The organism is Bacillus sp. FSL K6-0994 (genome assembly GCF_038630815.1).
In the GTDB taxonomy this organism is placed as follows: Bacteria; Bacillota; Bacilli; order Bacillales; family Bacillaceae; genus Bacillus; species Bacillus safensis.
In genome coordinates this window covers 1813720-1833327 of record NZ_CP152043.1, presented here as the reverse complement: position 1 = coordinate 1833327, position 19608 = coordinate 1813720, and the positions used below count along the sequence as shown (strand labels likewise).

Below are 19608 nucleotides of genomic sequence, written 5' to 3'. Positions count from 1 at the left end.
AATTGAAGGGATGAGATCATATGACAGTTTCAGTTGTTAAAGTTCACATTGGCACCCTATCAGATTTTCCGCTCCAGCTAGGGAAAACAGTTGAAGCCGGTACACTTGAATTAGCTGTTTTTCAAACCTCTAATAAGCAGTTCAAAGCCATTGAAAATCGCTGTCCTCATAAAGGCGGCGTTCTGGCTGAAGGCATGGTCAGCGGGAATCACGTTTTCTGCCCAATGCATGATTGGAAAATTGATCTTTCATCAGGAAACGTGCAAGCACCAGATCACGGATGCGTTAAAACATATGAAACATTCGTTGAAGGGGACAATGTCTTTATTTTATTGCCTTCATAAATGGTTTAGATCCTTCCTTTCATGTATATGCTGTATATAAATGCAGCAAGAAAGGAAGGAATTTTTGTGCCGTTCGTTAATATTTTGATTGAACTCTTAATCGGATTTTTCGCTTTATTTTTTATTACAAAATTATTAGGGAAAACACAATTTGCACAAATCACACCGTTTGATTTTATTTCTGCACTAATTTTAGGCGAAATGGTCGGAAACGCCATTTTTGACCCAGAAGTCAGGATTCAGCACATTTTATTTGCTGTTGCGGTATGGGGCGTACTTATTTATACAGTTGAATGGCTTTCACAGCGCTTTAAATCCATTCGCGCTTTTTTAGAAGGAAGACCTACTCTTGTGATTGATAAGGGGAAGATTCACTACAATCGGTTAAAGAAGAATATGCTTGATATCAATCAGCTGCAGACACTGGTTCGCGCAAAAGGCCATTTTGCACTGAATGAAATTGAATATGCCATTTTGGAAACGGACGGTTCTGTCAGTGTTCTTCCGAAAATGAAATACGCGCCAGCCACAGCAGAAGATGTGAACGTGAAGGGAAAAGAAGTGAAATTGCCTAGAACATTTATTATTGACGGCGAAATCTTAAAAGATGATTTACAAGAAGCCGGCTTTGATGAATCCTGGCTGAATAAGCAATTAAAAAAGCAGCATATTTCCTCTTATCGAGACGTTCTATTTTGTGAATGGGTTGAAAATGAAGGGATTTATGCGATGCAATATGAAAAGTCTAAAAAAACATCCACAACATAAAAACGTGGGTGTTTTTTTGTGCGTGTATGGAATAGGATCAAAAAGAATGTTTGGTGAAAACGTTCACAAAATGAGGAGGAGATATGTGATGAAATATAGAAACGTATGGATTGTTATGGTCTTGTCTTTCTTTCTTTTTGACTTCGCTTCACTTCAAGCAGCAGAAGCCGGGCATAACCGCGTCCTTGTCGTTGATCAAAAGGGAAGCGGGACATACCGCACCGTTCAGTCTGCCATTGATGCGATTCCAGCAAACAATCAACAACCGGCAACGATCTATATTAAAAATGGCGTATATAAAGAAAAAATTTTGCTTCCGCAAAATAAACCACACGTATCCTTTATTGGCGAAAACCAGCACAAGACGATCCTTACGTATGATGATACAAATGCAAGCACTGGGAGTACAACAAACAGCTCAAGCACAATGATTCGTGCAAACGATTTTTATGCAGAAAATATCACCTTTCAAAATACAGCTGGCAGACATGCTGGTCAGGCAGTTGCGCTGTATGTGTCTGGCGACCGGGCTGTGTTCAAACAAATACGCGTGTTAGGCTATCAAGATACACTTTATGCAACAGGCACAGGGCGGCAATATTATGAAAACTGCTATATTGAGGGCACGGTTGATTTTATTTTTGGATCAGCCACAGCTGTGTTTAAAAGAGCTGAAATAAAAAGCCTTGGAAATGGGTATATTACTGCAGCATCCACAACAGAAGCGCAAAGGTACGGCTATGTATTCATGGACTCTACGCTGAAAAAGGGGACGGCAGCTGCGCAATCGGTTTATTTAGGACGTCCGTGGAGACCTCATTCGGCTGTAACATTCCTTCATACAAAAATGGATGATCATGTGAAAGCAGAGGGATGGCATAACTGGGATAACCGTGACAATGAAAGAACGGCCAGATATAAAGAATTTGGATCGACAGGAGCGGGAAGCAGTCCAGCAAACCGCGTAAAATGGTCAACCATTTTAACCCAAAATGAAGCAAGTCAAATCACGGTTCAGGCTGTTCTTCGCGGAACCGATGGCTGGAATCCAGAAAAGAGGTAAGGGGCTTGTCAGTTTTCGTCAAAGAAAGCTGACTTTTCTGTTTAAAAAACCTTTGAGAACAAACGTTCTTTTGTGTATAATGAACATATTCTTCTAAAATTGGCTGCAACAAAAAGGAGGGATTGCGTGAAGCGTTTTTCACAGCTCATGTTTTTACAAATATGTATCCTGTCGATTTTATTTCTCCCTTTTTCAGCGAAAGATGAACAACTCAAAGCTCGTGACGATTCACTTCAATGGATGACAGCTTTAGACGAATTCATACGAACAGCACCTGATTTAGAGGGCGCGATCTCTGGCATCAGCGTCCGCGATACTTCTGACACCTCTCTTCTTTATGAACATCAAGCCGATATTCGTCTTACTCCTGCTTCTAATATGAAACTGCTCACATCAGCCATCGCACTTGATATACTTGGAGAAACACACACATTCCCTACAGACATCTGGATGGATGGTTCCATTCAAAAGAAAACGCTACATGGCAGCCTTTATCTTCGCGGCACCGGCGATCCGGCTTTATTAGAGGAGGATTTTGCAGCACTTGCCAAACAAGTCAAAAAGGCCGGAATACATACCATTCGCGGGCAGCTTGCGGCAGATGACACTTGGTTTGATGACACGAGATACTCCATTGACCTGCCTTGGAGTGATGAGGATCAATATTACGGGGCACAAATTTCTGCTCTCACGGCTTCACCGAATCAAGATTATGATGCAGGGACCGTGATTCTCGAAGTAAAACCAGGAAAAAAAGCAGGACAGAAAGCCGCATATGATATGATCCCAAAGACGGATGTCGCTCAAGTCATCAATCAAGTGAAAACAGTTCCAGAAGGTGAAAAAAAGAAAATCTCTTTTAAGCGCTCTCACGGAACCAACAAGATTACGTTGACTGGGACTATTCCGGTTAAAGCGAGCTCATCTAAACAATGGGTAGCTTTATGGGATCCGTCCGTCTATGCTTTAGACTTAATGAAACGAGCGTTAAAGGCGGAAGGGATTCAAGTAAAGGGACCGCTGAAATCAAAACAAGTTCCTAAAAAAGCCAAAAAAATTGCCTCCCATACATCGATGCCATTATCTGAGCTGCTTGTTCCTATGATGAAATTAAGCAACAATACCCATGCAGAAATTTTGCTAAAGGAACTAGGGAAAAAAGTGAAGAACAAAGGGAGCTTTGAAGCTGGGCTGGACGTCATGAATGAACGGCTTCCTGCGTTTGGCATCGATCCTTCGCTTGCAGTGCTGCGTGACGGATCGGGGATATCACCTATTAACCTTGTCTCCGCTAACCAGTTCACTTTATTTTTGACAAACATTCAAAAGGAAAAATGGTTTAAAACCTATGAACATGCGCTCCCTTTAGCAGGGGCAAGTGAACGAATGGTAGGGGGAACGTTAAGGAACAGATTGAAGGAACCAGCTACACTAGAAAAAGTACGTGCAAAAACAGGGTCGTTAACAACGGTCAGCACACTTTCTGGATATATTGACACGCAGGGCGGGAAAACGCTCGCTTTTTCCATCTTATTAAATCACCTTGTTGATGACGAAAATGGGAAAGAGATAGAAGACCGTATTGTCAGCATACTAGCTGAGAATCTTTAGATTTAGAGAGAGAAGGAGAACCATCATGACGTTAGATAATAATCAATCTTTAGTAAAAACCATGTCCATTTTTCTCATCCCGCTTTTGCTAAGTAATATTTTGCAATCGATCGGACAATTAGTGTCTATTGTTCTTGTCGGAAGATGGATTGGAGAGGATGCAGTAGCTGCCATTTCTGCATTCTTTCCGCTTTTCTTTTTACTCGTTTCTTTTTCCATTGGAATTGGATCGGGAAGCTCGATCCTTATTGGACAAGCGTATGGAGCAAAAAATGAACAGAAATTAAAAGAAATTATTGGCACAACGCTTTCATTCACTTTTTTGATCGGAGTATCTTTAGCGATCATTGGAGGTTTTTTCGCAACAGACATCTTAAACCTTATGAGAACACCCGCCAATATCGTGGAGGAAAGTGCGGGCTATGCTAGAATTCTATTCATCTCAATGCCGATCTTATTTCTTTATTTTGTTTATACGACCTTCTTGCGAGGGACAGGGGATTCGAAAACGCCATTTTATTTCTTAATGATTAGTACGGCAACGAATATTTTGATGCTGCCCATTTTATTATTTGGATGGCTGGGACTGCCAGCGTTCGGCTTATACGGCGCTGCGTATGCTTCTGTGATTTCAACAATTGTGACATTTATCATTCTACACATCTACTTATATAAGACAAAGCACCCGCTTCGCATTGATGCATCGGTGAGAAAGCATTTATTGATGAAAGGGGATCTATTAAAAACGTTATTAAAGCTCAGTATCCCATCAAGCATTAATATGATCCTCATTTCTTTATCAGAAATTGCCGTTATTTCTTTCGTCAACGATTATGGATCACAGGCGACAGCTGCCTATGGTGTTGTCAATCAAGTTGTGAGTTATGTGCAGATGCCGGCAGTGAGCCTTGGCATTGCGGTCTCGATCTTTGCAGCTCAATTCATTGGCGCAGGAAATATGAATCGACTGAAAGATGTCATTAAAATTGGGTTAGGTCTTAACTTTGCCATAGGCGGATGTATCATTATTTTCGTTTATATTTTTGCACCGCAGATTTTATCTATCTTTTTAACAGATCCTAAGACGATAGACATTGCCTATAGTTTGGTCGTCATTACATTATGGAGCTATCTCATTTTTGGAACGGCCCAAATTGTTGCAGCCACAATGAGAGCAAGCGGGACGGTTCTTTGGCCGACGATCTTTAGTATTTGTTCCATTTGGCTTGTAGAAGTACCAGTCGCTTATGTGCTATCACACTATACATCCCTTGGCATTAAAGGAATATGGATTGGCTACCCTGCAGCTTTCTTTGTAAACTTACTCCTCCAATACAGCTACTATCAGCTCGTATGGAAGAAAAAACAAATTGTAGCGCTTGTTCAATCATAATGTAAAGGGTTAAAGCAGCATATACATACGAAGATCTCTCACTTTAAGGAGGCCGGATCTTCTATGTTTTTGAATCAAAGAAGTGAACTGAGCTCGTACAATATCGGTGACTTTTCTTATGCCGGACCAGATTTCCAAGTGCTGACGTGGGGGGAAGGAACGACATTAAATATTGGGAAGTTTTGTTCCATCGCAAACGAAGTGAAAATTTTTCTAGGCGGGGAACACCGTACAGATTGGGTCACAACGTATCCGTTTAATCAAATTTTCAAAGAAGCTGCCGACATTAAAGGACATCCCAAATCGAAGGGAGATGTTCATATTGGACATGACGTATGGATTGGATATGGTGCGACGATTATGTCAGGAGTATGTATAGGAAACGGGGCCGTGATCGGGGCAAATAGTGTGATCACAAAAGATGTGCCGCCATATGCAATTGCCGCAGGAAATCCCCAGCAGCTCATGAAATATCGATTTTCATCCGAAATAATCGAAAAACTGCAGTTATTAGAATGGTGGAATTTAGAGTTTTCAATCATCCAATCTATTTTTCATCTTTTGCAATCGTATGATATTGAACAGTGTATAAATGTAATAGAAGACATAAAAAAGAAAGGCTGAAAAAGCCTTTCTTTTTTTAGTTTAGCTAAGACGTATGATGGTCAAGGCTGCTCCAGCAGCACCACCTCCGCTAACTAAAATAGCTGTGACAACCGCCCCAAAAAACTGCAGTGAGATGGTATTACCAGCTGTTAAATTAACAATAACAGTGTTGTTGATTAATGAAGTTGAGATAACAGGTGATTGAACAGAACCAGAAATAGTAGTTGTTCCATTTAAAAGCAAACGTGTATTAATCAAAAGAGCTGTAGTGGTGTTGATTTGATACGTAATATAATATTTACCAGTTTGCAGAACGGTAAAAACAGTACTAGTGCCGTTTGCTGTAAAACCAGTAATGTTTTGAAAGTTTGGCAAAGGAATATTCGTTCCTCCTGCTACAGTAACGATGGTAGGGCCAGAACTATTAGCAGCATAAAGTGCTGTATCTGTAAAACCACCTGTTCCAGTAGCCCCAGTGACACCTGTCACGCCAGTAGGACCTGTTGGTCCAGTAATCCCCGTGGCACCGGTAGGTCCGGTAGCTCCAGTAATCCCCGTGGCACCGGTAGAGCCAGTTGATCCAGTAATACCTGTCGCACCAGTAGGTCCGGTAGCTCCAGTGATCCCCGTGGCACCGGTAGGACCCGTAGATCCGGTAATACCGGTGGCACCAGTAGGTCCAGTTGATCCAGTGATACCCGTTGCGCCGGTAGAGCCAGTTGATCCAGTAATCCCCGTGGCACCGGTAGGTCCAGTTGAACCGGTGATGCCCGTGGCACCCGTAGGACCCGTAGCTCCAGTGATGCCCGTGGCACCGGTAGGTCCAGTTGAACCGGTGATGCCCGTGGCACCCGTAGGACCCGTAGCTCCAGTGATGCCCGTGGCACCGGTAGGTCCAGTTGAACCGGTGATGCCCGTGGCACCCGTAGGACCAGTAGATGCCCGTGGCACCGGTAGGTCCACCAGTTGGTCCAGTGATGCCCGTGGCACCGGTAGGTCCAGTTGAACCGGTGATGCCCGTGGCACCCGTAGGTCCAGTGATGCCCGTGGCACCGGTAGGTCCAGTTGAACCGTGATGCCCGTCCAGTAATCCCCGTGGCACCCGTAGGACCTGTTGGTCCAGTGATGCCTGTCGCACCAGTAGGTCCGGTACCCAGTGATGCCCGTGGCCCAGTAGGACCAGTTGAACCGGTGATGCCCGTGGCACCAGTAGGTCCAGTTGAACCGTGATGCCCGTGGCACCAGTAGGACCCGTAGGTCCACCAGTAGGATAGCCCAGTGTGCACCGGTAGGTCCAGTTGAACCGGTGATGCCCGTGGCACCAGTAGGTCCAGTAGGTGATGCCCGTAGCCGGTCCAGTATGCCCGTGGCATCCCCGTGATGCCCGTGGCGCCAGTAGGACCCGTAGCTCCAGTAATACCAGTAGGTCCAGTTGAACCAGTGATCCCCGTGGCACCGGTAGAGCCAGTTGATCCAGTAATACCTGTCGCACCAGTAGGTCCGGTAGCTCCAGTGATCCCCGTAGGCACCAGTAGGTCCAGTTGAACCAGGTGATCCCCGTGGCACCAGTAGGACCTCCAGTTGACCAGTAGGACCAGTAGATGATGCCCGTGGCCCGTGGCACCAGTAGGACCCGTAGCTCCAGTAATCCCCGTGGCACCAGTAGGTCCAGTTGAACCAGTGATCCCCGTGGCACCAGTAGGACCGATACCAGTAGGTCCAGTAATACCGTAGCTCCCAGTAGGACCGGTCCCCGTGGCACCAGTAGGTCCAGTTGAACCAGTGATCCCCGTCGCGCCGTAGGCCAGTTGATCCAGTAATACCTGTCGCACCAGTAGGTCCGTCCAGTGATCCCCGTGGTCCCAGTAGGACCCCGTAATACCGGTGGCACCAGTAGGTCCAGTTGAACCAGTGATAGGTAGGACCAGTTGAACCAGTAATCCCCGTGGCACCAGTAGGTCCAGTTGAACCAGTGACCCGTAGGTGGCACCAGTAGGACCCGTAGCTCCAGTAATCCCCGTGGCACCAGTAGGACCCGTAGATCCAGTAATCCCCGTGAGTAGGTCCAGTGTGATGCCCGTGGCGCCAGTAGGACCCGTAGCTCCAGTAATCCCCGTGGCACCAGTAGGTCCAGTTGAACCAGTGATCCCCGTGGCCGGTAGAGCCAGTATCCAGTGTCGCACCAGTAGCTCCAGTGATCCCCGTGGCCCGTAGGACCGTAGATCCAGTAATACCCGTGGCACCAGTAGGTCCAGTTGAACCAGTGATCCCCGTGGCGCCAGTAGGACCCGTAGCCCAGTAATCCCCGTGGCACCAGTAGGTCCAGTAGCCCAGTGATGCCCGTGGCACCGGTAGATCCGGTAATACCGGTGGCACCAGTAGGTCCAGTTGATCCAGTGATCCCCGTGGCGCCAGTAGGACCCGTAGATCCAGTAATACCCGTGGCACCAGTAGGTCCAGTTGAACCAGTGATCCCCGTGGCACCGGTAGGCCAGTTGATCCAGTAATCCCCACCGGTAGTGGCACCCGTAGGACCTGTTGGTCCAGTAATACCAGTGACACCAGTAGGACCGGTAGCTCCGGTTGAACCGGTGCATGCCCGTAGGACCCGTAGCTCCCCGTGGCACCAGTAGGTCCAGTAGTGATCCCCGTGGCCCGTAGGCACCAGTAATCCCCGTGGCACCAGTAGGTCCAGTAGTGATCCCCGTGGCACCAGTAGGACCAGTAGGTCCAGTTGAACCAGTGATCCCCGTGGCGCCAGTAGGACCCGTAGCCCAGTAATACCCGTCACCAGTCCAGTTGAACCAGTGATCCCCGTGGCCCAGTAGGACCGTAGATCCGTAATACCCGTGGCACCAGTAGGTCCAGTTGAACCAGTGATCCCGTGGCACCAGTAGGTCACCAGTAATTGAACCAGTGGCACCAGTAGGACCAGTTGATCCAGTAATACCCGTGGCACCAGTAGGTCCAGTTGAACCAGTGATACCCGTGGCACCAGTAGGTCCAGTTGTTGATAGTAGGACCGGTATCCAGTGATACCCGTCACCCAGTAGGACCAGTTGGTCCAGTGATCCCCGTGGCACCAGTAGGTACCCCAGTAGTAGTAATACCCGTACACCAGTAGGTCCAGTTGAACCAGTGATGCCCGTGGCACCAGTAGGACCCGTAGTCCAGTAATACCCGTGCACCAGTAGGTCCAGTTGAACCAGTGATGCCCGTGGCACCGCCCGATCCAGGTCGCCCGTAGGACCGGTAGATCCAGTAATACCCGTCACCCGTAGGACCAGTTGGTCCAGTAGCTCCAGTGATGCCCGTGGCACCGGTAGGTCCGGTAGGTCCAGTAATCCCCGTGGCACCGTAGGCCAGTTGATCCAGTAATACCCGTCGCACCCGTAGGTCCAGTTGAACCAGTGATACCCGTGGCCGGTACCAGTAGTAATCCCCGTGGCACCCAGTTGATCCAGTAATCCAGTGACACCAGTAGGATCCCGGTTGAACCGCCCGTACCACCAGTAGGTCCAGTTGAACCAGTGATGCCCGTGGCGCCAGTAGGACCCGTAGCCAGTAATACCAGGTCCACCAGTAGGTCCGGTAGGTTGACCCGTAGTCCAGAATCCGTGGTAGGTCCAGTTGAACCAGTGATGCCAGTAGGTCCGGTAGCTCCAGTGATCCCCGTGGCCCAGTAGGACCAGTGATCCAGTAATACCGTGGCACCAGTAGGTCCAGTTGAACCAGTGATGCCCGTGGCACCGGGACCCGTAGTCCAGTAATCCCGTAGTAGGTCCAGTCCAGTAATACCCGTAGCACCAGTAGGTCCAGTTGAACCAGTGATACCCGTGGCACCGGTAGGTCCAGTAGTAATCCCCGTGGCACCGTAGGACCAGGTAATACCCCGTACCAGTAGGTCCAGTTGAACCAGTGATGCCCGTACCGGGACCGGTAGATCCAGTGATCCCCGTCCACCGTAGGACCAGTTGGTCCAGTGATCCCCGTGGGTCCGGTAGATCCAGTGATACCCGTCACCCAGTAGGACCAGTTGGTCCAGTGATGCCCGTGGCACCGGTAGGTCCAGTCCAGTAATCCCCGTGGCACCGGTAGGTCCGGTAGGTCCAGTAATCCCCGTGGCACCGGTAGAGCCAGTTGATCCAGTAATACCTGTCGCACCCGTAGGTCCAGTTGAACCAGTGATACCCGTAGCGCCGGTAGAGCCAGTTGATCCAGTAATCCCCGTGGCACCCGTAGGACCTGTTGGTCCAGTAATACCAGTGACACCCGTAGGACCGGTAGATCCGGTAATACCGGTGGCACCCGTAGGTCCAGTTGAACCAGTGATGCCCGTGGCACCGGTAGGTCCGGTAGCTCCAGTGATACCGGTGGCACCAGTAGGACCGGTAGATCCAGTAATACCCGTAGCGCCTGCAGGCCCAGTTTCACCTGGTGCTGCTAAAAGTGTGTAATCTGACGACGTATCTGGCGTACCTGAAGGTGGTGCAGAATCCACTATATACGTACCACCACCATAAGTGACCACTTGCCCTACTGAATATGTTGTTGCCATAACAGGATCATAGGCTTCAACACCACTTAATCCGATCCCAGTAGGCCCCGTAGGCCCAGTTTCTCCAGAAGCAGCCAAAAGGGTATAGTCGGGGGAGAGTCCAGGTATTCCTGATGGATCGTCAACATTGGCAATGTAAGTACTGCCATTAAACGTGACCACTTGCCCTGCATCGTAATCTTGTGATTGTGAGGGATCAAAAGGAAGAGCGCCGGTTAACCCGCCAGCAGGTCCAGTAGGTCCGGTTGGTCCAGGGGGACCTGCTGGGCCTGCCGGGCCTCTTGGTCCAGCTCTTTGATTTGGTTTTGATTGTTTTATTCCTTTTGCAATCTGGCAAGGTTGATTCCCTTGAGATATCTTTTGTGTTGGATATTCTTGTTTAATGAATGGACAGTCTCTTTTTCGAGGACGGTCATGACGTGATCTTTTGTAATGAGGCTGTTCATGGTATTTACCGCAAAAGGGACATTTGTGTTCGAATTGATTGTACAAATTGCCCATCTCCTAGAATTGATATTTCATTCTATGTGCAAATTTTCAAATTGGAAGTAAAACCTAGGAAATCATCATTTCGAAAATCATCGAATCAAATCATTTAAATCTTTCATGGATTTGTGTTATGGTGTTGAAAGTATAAAATAGTATGATTTTTGACAGAAATGGGGACATCATTTATGAGTCAATCAGTTTTACAAGGCAAAGCCTATTCCGTTTTAAATTTATCCTCAGTGACAGAAGGAGGTACCATTAAAGAATCTTTTGATCGTAGTATGGATTTAGCAAAGAAGGCGGAGAAGTGGGGCTATCATAGATACTGGCTGGCAGAACACCATAACATGGAAGGGGTAGCGAGCTCTGCAACGTCTGTTTTAATTGGATATATTGCGGGAGGAACCGAAAAAATTCGAGTAGGATCTGGCGGGATTATGCTGCCAAACCACTCTTCACTTGTCATTGCCGAACAATTTGGCACACTTGAGACATTGTATCCAGGGAGAATTGATTTAGGTCTTGGCAGAGCACCAGGGACGGATCAGTTAACAGCAAGAGCGCTTAGACGTAATCTTCATAACGGAGAAGATTTCCCAGAGCAGCTTGAAGAACTTCGTCAATATTTCAAGCCGACCGGTCAGGTTAAAAAACATGTAAGAGCTGTTCCAGGAGAAGGTCTGGACATTCCAATTTGGCTCCTTGGTTCAAGTGGTTTTAGCGCCAGACTTGCAGGAGAACTTGGATTACCATTTGCCTTTGCAGCACATTTCTCACCTAAAAATACAATTCCCGCGTTAGAGTTGTACAGACAGTCATTTAGACCTTCTGATGTATTAAAAGAGCCTTATGCCATGGTCGGTGTGACGGTTTTTGCTGCAGATCAAAAAGAACGGGCTGAATACTTGGCAACCTCTCATTATCAGCGGTTTTTAAGTCTCATTCGCAACACACCAGGAAAACTGAAGGCGCCTGTCGACAGCATGGACGGTCTTTGGAGTCCATATGAAAAGGCGATGGTGGATGAACAATTAAGCTCGACTATCATTGGGGATAAAGAAAAAGTAAAAATAGAATTAGAAGCCTTTATTGAAGCTACTCAAGCAGATGAAGTGATGATTAATTCGGATATGTTCGATCATCAAGAAAGAATGCGTTCGTATGAAATCATCGGAGAGATCTTTCAAGAGGCACAAGAAAAATAAACATAAAAAAAGAACTGCACAGAGCAGTTCTTTTTTATTTAAGCTTTTGTAAAAATGCGAAATGGTTGTCCGATTGGCAGAACAATACGGCCAAAATGTGTATTAAGGACAACAGCTGCAGAACCATAAAATGAAAGCAGGGAAATAATCAATTCTGCAATACCAGCCATGGTATGAGTCACATCATACATCACACCAAAAGTGCTAAGGGAAAGACCAATGAATAAGAAATCAATAAAGACGAAAATTAAAAATAATACTTTATGTGTTTCCATTGCACCAATCGTCATAAACAAGCTGAAAATCAAATAACCAATAAACGCAAAACCTAACTGTTTTGGATCTGCTGCTCCCGCAAGCGTTTTCCCAAAAACGCCGGCTTGAATGAGCCAAGTTGTTCCAACGCCCATCCAGAAAAGACCGAATGCGCCAAAAGCAGTGGCTCCAAAAATATTATGATGCTTTGAATCTTGTATGGACGCGATCAGCTGCGCGATTCCTCCAAGGAAGATAGCCCAAGGTAAAATAAGGGAAGTGCCATCTGTGATTCCTAGTTTTTGTGAGGACGCAACGAGCGTCACCATTGCTAAACCAAACAAACCAAGTGGTGTTGGGTCTGCAATTGATAATCGAATTGCTTGAACATTCTGTTTTTCCATAATGACCTCCTACAATTTGCACTTACAAAAGATACTCGAATTCGATAGAAACGTCAAGCTCTTTTTTAGTAGACACTTGCATCGTCTTCCAAATAAATCTATATTTAATACATATCAAATGTGATAGAAAAAGAGGGATAAAATGAGGAAGGGCTTATCTGGAAAAACGATTGCCATTTGTGGAACGAGAAAAACAGAAGAAATGCGTACACTTGTCGAAAAGCAAGGGGGACAAGCCGTTATTCGCTCTCTTCAAGGAACCGTATTTTTAGCCAAAGAGGAATTAAAGCCAGGCATAGAAACCTTTGTGAAACAAGGGGCCGACTGGGTGATCTTGACAACAGGCATCGGTACAGATACATTGATTGAGAGTGCACAAGAGCTGCAGCTTGGTAAAGAATTTATGAACATTCTATCAAATGCCCATATTGCTTCAAGAGGGTACAAAACCTTTGCTGCTTTGAAAAAACACGGAATTCAGCCTGAGGTCTCTGATGAAGACGGTACAGTTCGTGACTTGATTTCAAAGCTTGAAGACAAGGAATTTCAAGGCAAACGTGTGATGGTGCAGCTTCATGGTGAAAATGCACCAGCTCTCATTCAGTTTTTACATGAAAAAGAGGCAGATGTTTTGCCGCTTTTACCATATCAGCACACACCTCCTGAACCAGAGGCAGCTGAAACGCTGCTGAAAGAAATGAAAGATGGACAAGTTCATGCCGTTTGTTTTACAACCGCTGTCCAAGTTCACGCCTTTTTCAAACTAGCTGCAGAATGGGGAAGAAAAGAAGAATTGCAAGCATTATTCGAGCAGCACGTGCTTGCAGTAGCCGTCGGGAAAGTCACTGCTGAAGCTTTAAAAGAAGAGGGAATAGACCGAATTCTTGCCCCGTCACTTGAGAGAATGGGTGCAATGATAATAGAGCTATCCCGATATATGGAAAAACAATCAGCACACTCATAAAAAAACGCCTTTCACCAGATCAGTGAAAGGCGTTTTGGTTAGATTGTCCGTTTTCGATTCGTCCGAATTTTTTTGAGTACAAAGTAGAGAACAATCAGGACAATGGCAATGACCATAATAGGGGTTGTATAAGCATGAGCAACACTTTGAATATGATCCCATTTTGTCCCAAGCTGCATGCCAAGATAGATAAATAAGATAGACCAAGGGATGGCAGCTAATCCTGTTAAGAAAACGAATTTCAAAAAAGGCATCTTGGCAATACCCGCTGGAATCGAGATGGCATGACGGACAACAGGGATAAAGCGGGCGGTAAAGACTACACCGGTTCCATACCGGTCAAACCAGCGCTCTGCAGTCGCGATATGATGTTCATAGATGAACAAATACTTTCCATACTTTGTTAAAAAAGGTCTTCCGCCGTACAGACCGATCCAGTAAATAAAACACTGGGCGAGCGTACCACCGATGACGCCGGCAATCACAGCTCCTACAAAACCAATTGTGCCTGTTGACACCATATATCCACCATAGGCAAGTACAATTTCACTCGGAATGATTTCAATCATCAGCCCTAGTGCTACACCTACATAACCAAGGCTTGTCAGCCAGGTTAAAATTTCATTAAAAAAGGTTCCCATTCATTTCACTCTGCCTTTAAATACGATTTTTCTTCAAGCATCCTTATAAGAGCCTATGCTTGTTTTGCTTTTCTCATGAGTATGCTTTCTATATATGCCAGCATGGCTTGCGGCTCATACAGACACCACTGAACCTGGCTTTTTCATCAAGTCTATGTTAAAAAGCTCTCGTCTAGCAGATTTTATCATACCATATTTGCCGGCATTTAGACGATCTACTTGCTATGTGAAAAATAGTCACCATAAAAGAATAGGCTGCATCCGTTTTTTCAGCAGAACATGATATAATTTTCTAGATGAAACGAACGGGTGGTGCACAAACATGTATTTAACAATTGCAGAAACAGCTGAATACTTGGAAGTATCAGAAGCGTATATTAAAAAATTAATCCAGCAAAAAAAGATCCGTTACGTATTTGACGGGGAATCTTATCTTATTTATCAAGGGCAGTTTCAAACGCATTTAAAGCAGCTCGAACAATATAAAGAGCTCGTCCAAGAGATCTTAAATGAACCGATTCCGGAAGACCCCGATGTAAAGGATGAAGATTAGAATATTGTCATTTTTTCAATTGATTCAACATGGATCAATGTAGAAAGAATAATCTTTATATTAACTTATGCTCAAATGGTTCCCGCTCTTTCTCGAATGACAATCATTAGCAGTAAAAGGAAGTGAAAATGGTGGGGACAACTACTTTATGTGACGCCTGTCAAAAAAACGAAATGAATGTTGTAGAAGCGTCTGATGAACCGAAACAGCCATTCTCCTAACCAATTTTTACTGCACGATGATTTTTATGGAGAAGACGGACAGGCTTTCCAATCAGAGAAGGACGTCATCGTCACCAAAAGTGAGAAAGCAACAACATTACACGTCGTTAGGCATGATTTGGCGTCTTTAATGACTTTTCAATTACTAGATGGTTTCTTGAGGATGATGTCATCGATGCGCTGAAACAGCACGACCGGCAAAAAATCTTGGATTCTGTTCATAGTAGGTTTTATGAAACGGAGCATGCCGAAGTGAAATCACGAATGTTAGAAATCGCAGCTGATGTTCTAGGTACAGTTGCCGCTGAATGGGTAAGGGAACTTTTGGATCAGGCGGACGAAGAATTCCTTTATCCGCTTTCGTGGGCAGCAGCCAGCTGTTTGCCAGAAGATGAGGGATTACACCATATATTGAAAAAAATGAAATCGATCAGTGAAAAAGAATTGCCGTTAGAGGCTTTTATTTGCCTGCACCGTTTCCGTTCTCACAAAATATTGGATTGGATGGAGTCAAATTGCACCCATTTTCACGATCAGTGGGGAAGGCTGGCAGCCGTCAGCTGTCCAACCTGGGAAAGAATGAAGTCTTGGCTAAACAAAGGAAGGCCTTTCAGCTTAATTGCACTAGATACAATGGCAAACTGTGCAGGAAATAGACTGGCCCTAGTGGAACAATTTTCACCTAAAATCCTTAAAACTGATAAAATGAAGTAGAGAAGATTTTACATGATGTTAATCAAAAAGATCAGATTCCACGAGTGAAAATGAAAGTGTCCAAAATCTTGGAGAACAAACAAGACATATTTGAATAAGCCTTTTTATTGGCTGACTCCCGTTTGAACAATTTTCATGCGGCATTTCACTTTTACATCCGCATCAGGATAAATGTCTTGCCATTTTTCTGGTGTCATTGCCTTGTCTTTTGATCTATATCTAAGGCCCAGTCCAAGCGGGTCTATGTTTTGCTTTTTAAAGGACTGTACAAGATCTTCTCCTTGCTGAGTGATACGTTTTTCAACTTCTTTTTCGACTTGGTCCAATATATTCGGTTTATCAATTTTTTTGGACTTCATGAATTCTTTTAATTCGCCTTTTAGTTTGATATCAATCGTGATATGAGGCTTTTTTGTTAGGTTTTTCGTCGGTTTGATCTGGTAAGACACATGTGATTTGATATTTTCAATGACAACATGAGTCTTTGCTCGATCATGCAATTGAAACTCATAGATGCCATTTTTATGATTTTCAATCATCGCTTTAAATGTGAACGTGTCTTCTCCTGGAATATGACCCACCATTTTTTCTTGATCAAATAGAGCAACGCCCGAGACCTTGATGGCATTGCTTGTTCTTTCAATGTAAGGGAGATAAGCATCGACCCCTTTTGCCATCATCTGATTCATAAAAATATGCTGATTTGTGACTGGCTCATTGCCATTTCGCATATTTTGCGCTAACAGATCAGAGAGATATACACCTATATTTAAGTTCGTTTGATTCATTTTTGTGTATAATAATTCTTCGACTTCTCCGCCAACAATCGCAAACACTTGGCGTGAACCAATAATAGGATCACGATAAATGTAATTCATTAAATCGATCATGCCGACTTCTTTTGCTAACTTTTCACTGACTAAAATAACGAGCACCTGGCCCATAACCACCGGAAAAGGCGATTTTTCTGACACGAGAAATTGGATATTACTAATCGTGTTTGACTTTGCACTTAATATTTGATAGCTGCCTTGCTCTTCACTTTTAAAGACGGGAAAGACAAAAAAGCCCTTCATTTCGCCATCTTCCATTAAATCAAATCCTGCCGCCTGAGAGATATTTAATTCATCTAATAGCCGGGGCTGTGCACAGCTAGTTAACAAAAGACTAAACAACATAAGACCTATGAGTACATACTGTTTCATGTTCGTTTTTTCACCCACCTTTTTTTCAGCATCAGTCCAATGACCATACAGACAATCAATCCATAGATCAGAATGAATCCGCTATATTCCACCCATTGATTAAAGGTTTCAAAAGAAGTTGCACCGGCAAAAAACGAAAACATGATCAGAATGAGAATGCTGAGACCGATTAAATTGACGCGCTGGCTTGTATGAAATACTTGTTTCGCCATTCGGCTCGCAGCCCATAATGGAATCGCGATATTTGGAATAATAAGAAGCAGCCAAAGAGACACTTCAATAAATTCAAAGCGCTGAATGAAGGGAAGTTTCACAATGCTTGTTAACGTCAATGTTGGCCATTTTGTTAATTTAAGCTGAGCACTCGAATAATACGCAATGGATACGAGAAAGACAAGTAAATTTAAGCATGTCGTGAATAATGCTCCCATGTGGGCAAATTTTTGTGACGTTTGTGCTTTTTTAATAAAGGGATAATAGACAAGCAGCGTTCCAAAACCAAACATGGGTAAGGAGGCATCTTTGAGACCCATTACCAGCTGCGAGAATGTATGATCAAACATTGGAAACATAAAGCGAATGTGACTATATTTCATGACGTAAAAGCAAATAAACGTCATCCAATATGTGAGTATAATGCTAAAAAACGCCCATCCTGCAATGGTTCTAAAGCCGCCGGTATGAATGTAATACACTAGCACAAGCAGTACAGCAGCAAACAAAAAACCCGGAATTTCTTTAAACAGCCACACATGGATTACATCCATATAATGGACGAGGACAGTAAGCGACAAACATGAAAAGTATAAGATGTAGAGAATATTGAATAATTGCCCAATCCATTTACCAAATACGAATTTTGTAATATGAACAAATTCATCCGAAGGAGCCTTTTTAAACATCAAGTAAATCAGAAAGATCATCACATTGACACTGATGCCAGAAATTAGAATGGCGATCCATCCGTCATTATTCATGGAACGGACAAGGTTCGTTTGAAAGTTTAAAATGCCGACACCTACTTGATTGGCATTAATGAGAAAAAACACAAAAAAAGGGGATACTTGAAATTTCTCTTTGACAGAAGAAGAGCTCATGCCTTCACTTCCTTATTCATAAAAATCATTTTTCCCCTTCCGGCCTTGCTTAGGCTTTGGCTGGTGAATGGTTCTATTTTGTCCGCGTAAATTATCCGGCCTTTTATTCAAAAAGCGAAGCTGAGGGCGAATCAAACTGCTCTTTAAATCAGCTAGACGAGGTGGATAAATGGGTTCAAGGTATGGCTGCCCAATAGAGGTTAATTTCATTAAATGGGTGATCAGAAAAGCGCCCATCAGTGAAATTCCTAAGGCTCCCCAAACCTGTGCTGCAAATAGAAAAGGGAACCTCAAAAGCCGGATGGCATTTCCCATTTTATAGATCGGGGTGACAAAGGAAGCTAGAGCAGACAATGCCACAATGATCAGCAGGATATTACTTGTTAAGCCCGCTGCCACTGCCGCCTGTCCAATGACGATCCCTCCAACAATCCCGAGCGTTTGACCGACTTTAGCTGGGAGCCTTGAACCTGCTTCTCTTAGTAATTCAATCGAAATCTCTAAAAATAGTGCCTCAATGATCGGAGGAAATGGCACAAGATAGCGCGAGGAGACAATGGTTTCTAATAAATCCTTTGGGATCAGCTCATAATGAAAGGTTAAAACGGCGACATATAAAGGTGTCGCAAAAATGGAAAATATCACAGCAAATATGCGTAACAGCCTAAAGCAAGAAGCCGCAATCCATGACATATTGTAGTCTTCCATCGTGGAAAAATACTCAAGTAAAATAGTTGGGGCAAGCAAGACATGAGGCGAACCATCAACTAATATGGCAATTTTCCCTTCTGATAAGCCTGAAGACACGCGGTCGGGTCTTTCTGTATTCAAAAACAACGGAAAGATCGTATTGGATACATCATAAAGCATTTGAGCGAGGTAATTCGCATCTAAAATCTGATCATAATCAACGTCCTCAATTCGCTGAAGAACCGTTTCGATGTTTTCTGGGTTGGCGATTTCTTCAATATATAACACGGCAACTTTTGTTTGAGAGAGCGTACCAACCGTCTTTTCCTCAACTTTCAGGTTAGGCGTCGGCAGCCGCCGTCTGACCAAATTTAAATTGGTATCTAAAACCTCCACAAATGCTTCCTGTGCACTGATAATCCCAAATTCAATTTCAGGCGGACCTATTTGTCTGCCTTTCTTTTCTTCAATCGGCAAGAGAAGCGTTTTGCCCCAGTCTGTCTCAAGTCTAATCGCAATGCTGCCCCGGTGAAGGGCTTCTTGCACTTTTTGAAGATCGCTCGTGATGACAGCCTGCTCAATGGGAATTCGTTCTTTCAGCTCTTCAAGAGTGGGTGACAGGTGCAGTTGTTTGAGGGAGGGGAGAATTTGTTCATGTAGAAGATGTCCATTAATCAATGAACGAAAAAAGGAAATCCTATACAGAAAATCTCCATTTCGAGACAGCTCATTTGTAAAATCAGCAGAACGTGACAATGCTTCAAATACTGAATTCGGGTCCTTTTGTTGTTTGTTTTTCTTCAGCATTTGGACCAGCTCCTTCGGCG

Annotated in this window: 16 protein-coding genes and 3 pseudogenes; 11 read left to right on the top strand and 8 right to left on the bottom strand. The window is 44.5% G+C overall.

The window, feature by feature from the left end; genetic code table 11:
* Positions 1-20: 20 nt before the first annotated feature.
* From nirD to MHB69_RS09300, 6 genes are all read left to right on the top strand, one after another.
* On the top strand, positions 21-344 hold the full coding sequence (nirD, locus tag MHB69_RS09325) for a nitrite reductase small subunit NirD (protein WP_024422642.1): 324 nt from the start codon (positions 21-23) through the stop codon (positions 342-344).
* A 66-nt stretch (positions 345-410) separates the two neighbouring features.
* Entirely contained in the window at positions 411-1112 is a 702-nt protein-coding gene (locus MHB69_RS09320; protein ID WP_101676952.1) for a DUF421 domain-containing protein, read from the top strand.
* An 88-nt stretch (positions 1113-1200) separates the two neighbouring features.
* Complete coding sequence (locus MHB69_RS09315; protein ID WP_034280701.1) at positions 1201-2175, top strand: pectinesterase family protein; 975 nt, start codon at positions 1201-1203, stop codon at positions 2173-2175.
* Positions 2176-2301: 126 nt separating this feature from the next.
* The gene (gene dacB / locus MHB69_RS09310) at positions 2302-3786 is read left to right on the top strand and encodes a D-alanyl-D-alanine carboxypeptidase/D-alanyl-D-alanine-endopeptidase (protein ID WP_120208055.1); all 1485 of its coding nucleotides are present in this window, start codon (positions 2302-2304) and stop codon (positions 3784-3786) included.
* A gap of 25 nt (positions 3787-3811) precedes the next feature.
* Positions 3812-5179 (top strand): MATE family efflux transporter, encoded by a 1368-nt coding sequence (locus MHB69_RS09305; RefSeq protein ID WP_120208053.1) that lies wholly within the window; start codon positions 3812-3814, stop codon positions 5177-5179.
* A gap of 63 nt (positions 5180-5242) precedes the next feature.
* Positions 5243-5803, top strand: coding sequence for a CatB-related O-acetyltransferase (locus tag MHB69_RS09300; protein ID WP_024428380.1), 561 nt, complete (start codon positions 5243-5245; stop codon positions 5801-5803).
* Positions 5804-5824: 21 nt separating this feature from the next.
* Here the strand turns inward: MHB69_RS09300 and MHB69_RS09295 are convergent.
* From MHB69_RS09295 to MHB69_RS09285, 3 pseudogenes are all read right to left on the bottom strand, one after another.
* Positions 5825-8378: pseudogene (locus MHB69_RS09295) on the bottom strand (hypothetical protein); the annotation flags it as partial.
* 76 nt (positions 8379-8454) lie between these two features.
* Positions 8455-9124, bottom strand: a pseudogene (locus tag MHB69_RS09290) (collagen-like protein); the annotation flags it as partial.
* Positions 9125-9899: 775 nt separating this feature from the next.
* Positions 9900-10142, bottom strand: a pseudogene (locus MHB69_RS09285) (hypothetical protein); the annotation flags it as partial.
* An 875-nt stretch (positions 10143-11017) separates the two neighbouring features.
* On the opposite strand from MHB69_RS09285, the gene MHB69_RS09280 reads away from it, so the two are divergent.
* Entirely contained in the window at positions 11018-12037 is a 1020-nt protein-coding gene (locus tag MHB69_RS09280; protein ID WP_081124485.1) for an LLM class flavin-dependent oxidoreductase, read from the top strand.
* Between the two features lie 38 nt (positions 12038-12075).
* Here the strand turns inward: MHB69_RS09280 and MHB69_RS09275 are convergent, their stop codons facing one another.
* Positions 12076-12696 carry a GPR1/FUN34/YaaH family transporter gene (locus tag MHB69_RS09275; protein ID WP_024425703.1) on the bottom strand — a complete coding sequence of 207 codons (621 nt, stop codon included), beginning with the start codon at positions 12694-12696 and terminating at the stop codon, positions 12076-12078.
* 142 nt (positions 12697-12838) lie between these two features.
* Between MHB69_RS09275 and MHB69_RS09270 the strand changes: the two genes are divergently transcribed.
* Positions 12839-13660, top strand: coding sequence for a uroporphyrinogen-III synthase (locus MHB69_RS09270; RefSeq protein ID WP_111927482.1), 822 nt, complete (start codon positions 12839-12841; stop codon positions 13658-13660).
* A 38-nt stretch (positions 13661-13698) separates the two neighbouring features.
* Here MHB69_RS09270 and MHB69_RS09265 read toward each other — a convergent pair whose 3' ends face one another.
* On the bottom strand, positions 13699-14301 hold the full coding sequence (locus MHB69_RS09265; protein ID WP_342496214.1) for a DedA family protein: 603 nt from the start codon (positions 14299-14301) through the stop codon (positions 13699-13701).
* Between the two features lie 322 nt (positions 14302-14623).
* On the opposite strand from MHB69_RS09265, the gene MHB69_RS09260 reads away from it, so the two are divergent.
* From MHB69_RS09260 to MHB69_RS09250, 3 genes are all read left to right on the top strand, one after another.
* Positions 14624-14854, top strand: a complete 231-nt coding sequence (locus MHB69_RS09260) for an excisionase family DNA-binding protein (protein ID WP_034284049.1) — start codon at positions 14624-14626, stop codon at positions 14852-14854.
* 195 nt (positions 14855-15049) lie between these two features.
* Positions 15050-15259: a hypothetical protein gene (locus MHB69_RS09255; RefSeq protein ID WP_342496213.1), complete on the top strand. Its 210-nt coding sequence runs from the start codon at positions 15050-15052 to the stop codon at positions 15257-15259.
* 68 nt (positions 15260-15327) lie between these two features.
* Positions 15328-15789 carry a hypothetical protein gene (locus tag MHB69_RS09250; protein WP_342496212.1) on the top strand — a complete coding sequence of 154 codons (462 nt, stop codon included), beginning with the start codon at positions 15328-15330 and terminating at the stop codon, positions 15787-15789.
* Between the two features lie 104 nt (positions 15790-15893).
* Here MHB69_RS09250 and MHB69_RS09245 read toward each other — a convergent pair whose 3' ends face one another.
* Genes MHB69_RS09245 through MHB69_RS09235 form a run of 3 tightly spaced genes read right to left on the bottom strand, consistent with a single transcriptional unit; the run spans position 15894 to position 19588 of the window.
* Positions 15894-16994 carry a Ger(x)C family spore germination protein gene (locus tag MHB69_RS09245; protein WP_051627374.1) on the bottom strand — a complete coding sequence of 367 codons (1101 nt, stop codon included), beginning with the start codon at positions 16992-16994 and terminating at the stop codon, positions 15894-15896.
* Positions 16991-18091, bottom strand: coding sequence for a GerAB/ArcD/ProY family transporter (locus MHB69_RS09240; protein ID WP_061109567.1), 1101 nt, complete (start codon positions 18089-18091; stop codon positions 16991-16993). Before MHB69_RS09240 ends, MHB69_RS09245 begins: the two co-directional genes overlap by 4 nt.
* 12 nt (positions 18092-18103) lie before the next feature.
* Positions 18104-19588 carry a spore germination protein gene (locus tag MHB69_RS09235; protein ID WP_342496211.1) on the bottom strand — a complete coding sequence of 495 codons (1485 nt, stop codon included), beginning with the start codon at positions 19586-19588 and terminating at the stop codon, positions 18104-18106.
* Positions 19589-19608: the final 20 nt, after the last annotated feature.

Bases quoted from the DNA above. Each gene is read 5' to 3' on its own strand.
- nirD (WP_024422642.1), top strand. From the start codon at position 21: ATGACAGTTTCAGTTGTTAAAGTTCACATTGGCACCCTATCAGATTTT.
- MHB69_RS09315 (WP_034280701.1), top strand. From the start codon at position 1,201: ATGAAATATAGAAACGTATGGATTGTTATGGTCTTGTCTTTCTTTCTT.
- MHB69_RS09305 (WP_120208053.1), top strand. From the start codon at position 3,812: ATGACGTTAGATAATAATCAATCTTTAGTAAAAACCATGTCCATTTTT.
- MHB69_RS09300 (WP_024428380.1), top strand. From the start codon at position 5,243: ATGTTTTTGAATCAAAGAAGTGAACTGAGCTCGTACAATATCGGTGAC.
- MHB69_RS09280 (WP_081124485.1), top strand. From the start codon at position 11,018: ATGAGTCAATCAGTTTTACAAGGCAAAGCCTATTCCGTTTTAAATTTA.
- MHB69_RS09275 (WP_024425703.1), bottom strand. From the start codon at position 12,696: ATGGAAAAACAGAATGTTCAAGCAATTCGATTATCAATTGCAGACCCA.
- MHB69_RS09270 (WP_111927482.1), top strand. From the start codon at position 12,839: ATGAGGAAGGGCTTATCTGGAAAAACGATTGCCATTTGTGGAACGAGA.
- MHB69_RS09265 (WP_342496214.1), bottom strand. From the start codon at position 14,301: ATGGGAACCTTTTTTAATGAAATTTTAACCTGGCTGACAAGCCTTGGT.
- MHB69_RS09260 (WP_034284049.1), top strand. From the start codon at position 14,624: ATGTATTTAACAATTGCAGAAACAGCTGAATACTTGGAAGTATCAGAA.
- MHB69_RS09255 (WP_342496213.1), top strand. From the start codon at position 15,050: ATGAACCGAAACAGCCATTCTCCTAACCAATTTTTACTGCACGATGAT.
- MHB69_RS09245 (WP_051627374.1), bottom strand. From the start codon at position 16,994: ATGAAACAGTATGTACTCATAGGTCTTATGTTGTTTAGTCTTTTGTTA.
- MHB69_RS09240 (WP_061109567.1), bottom strand. From the start codon at position 18,091: ATGAGCTCTTCTTCTGTCAAAGAGAAATTTCAAGTATCCCCTTTTTTT.
- MHB69_RS09235 (WP_342496211.1), bottom strand. From the start codon at position 19,588: ATGCTGAAGAAAAACAAACAACAAAAGGACCCGAATTCAGTATTTGAA.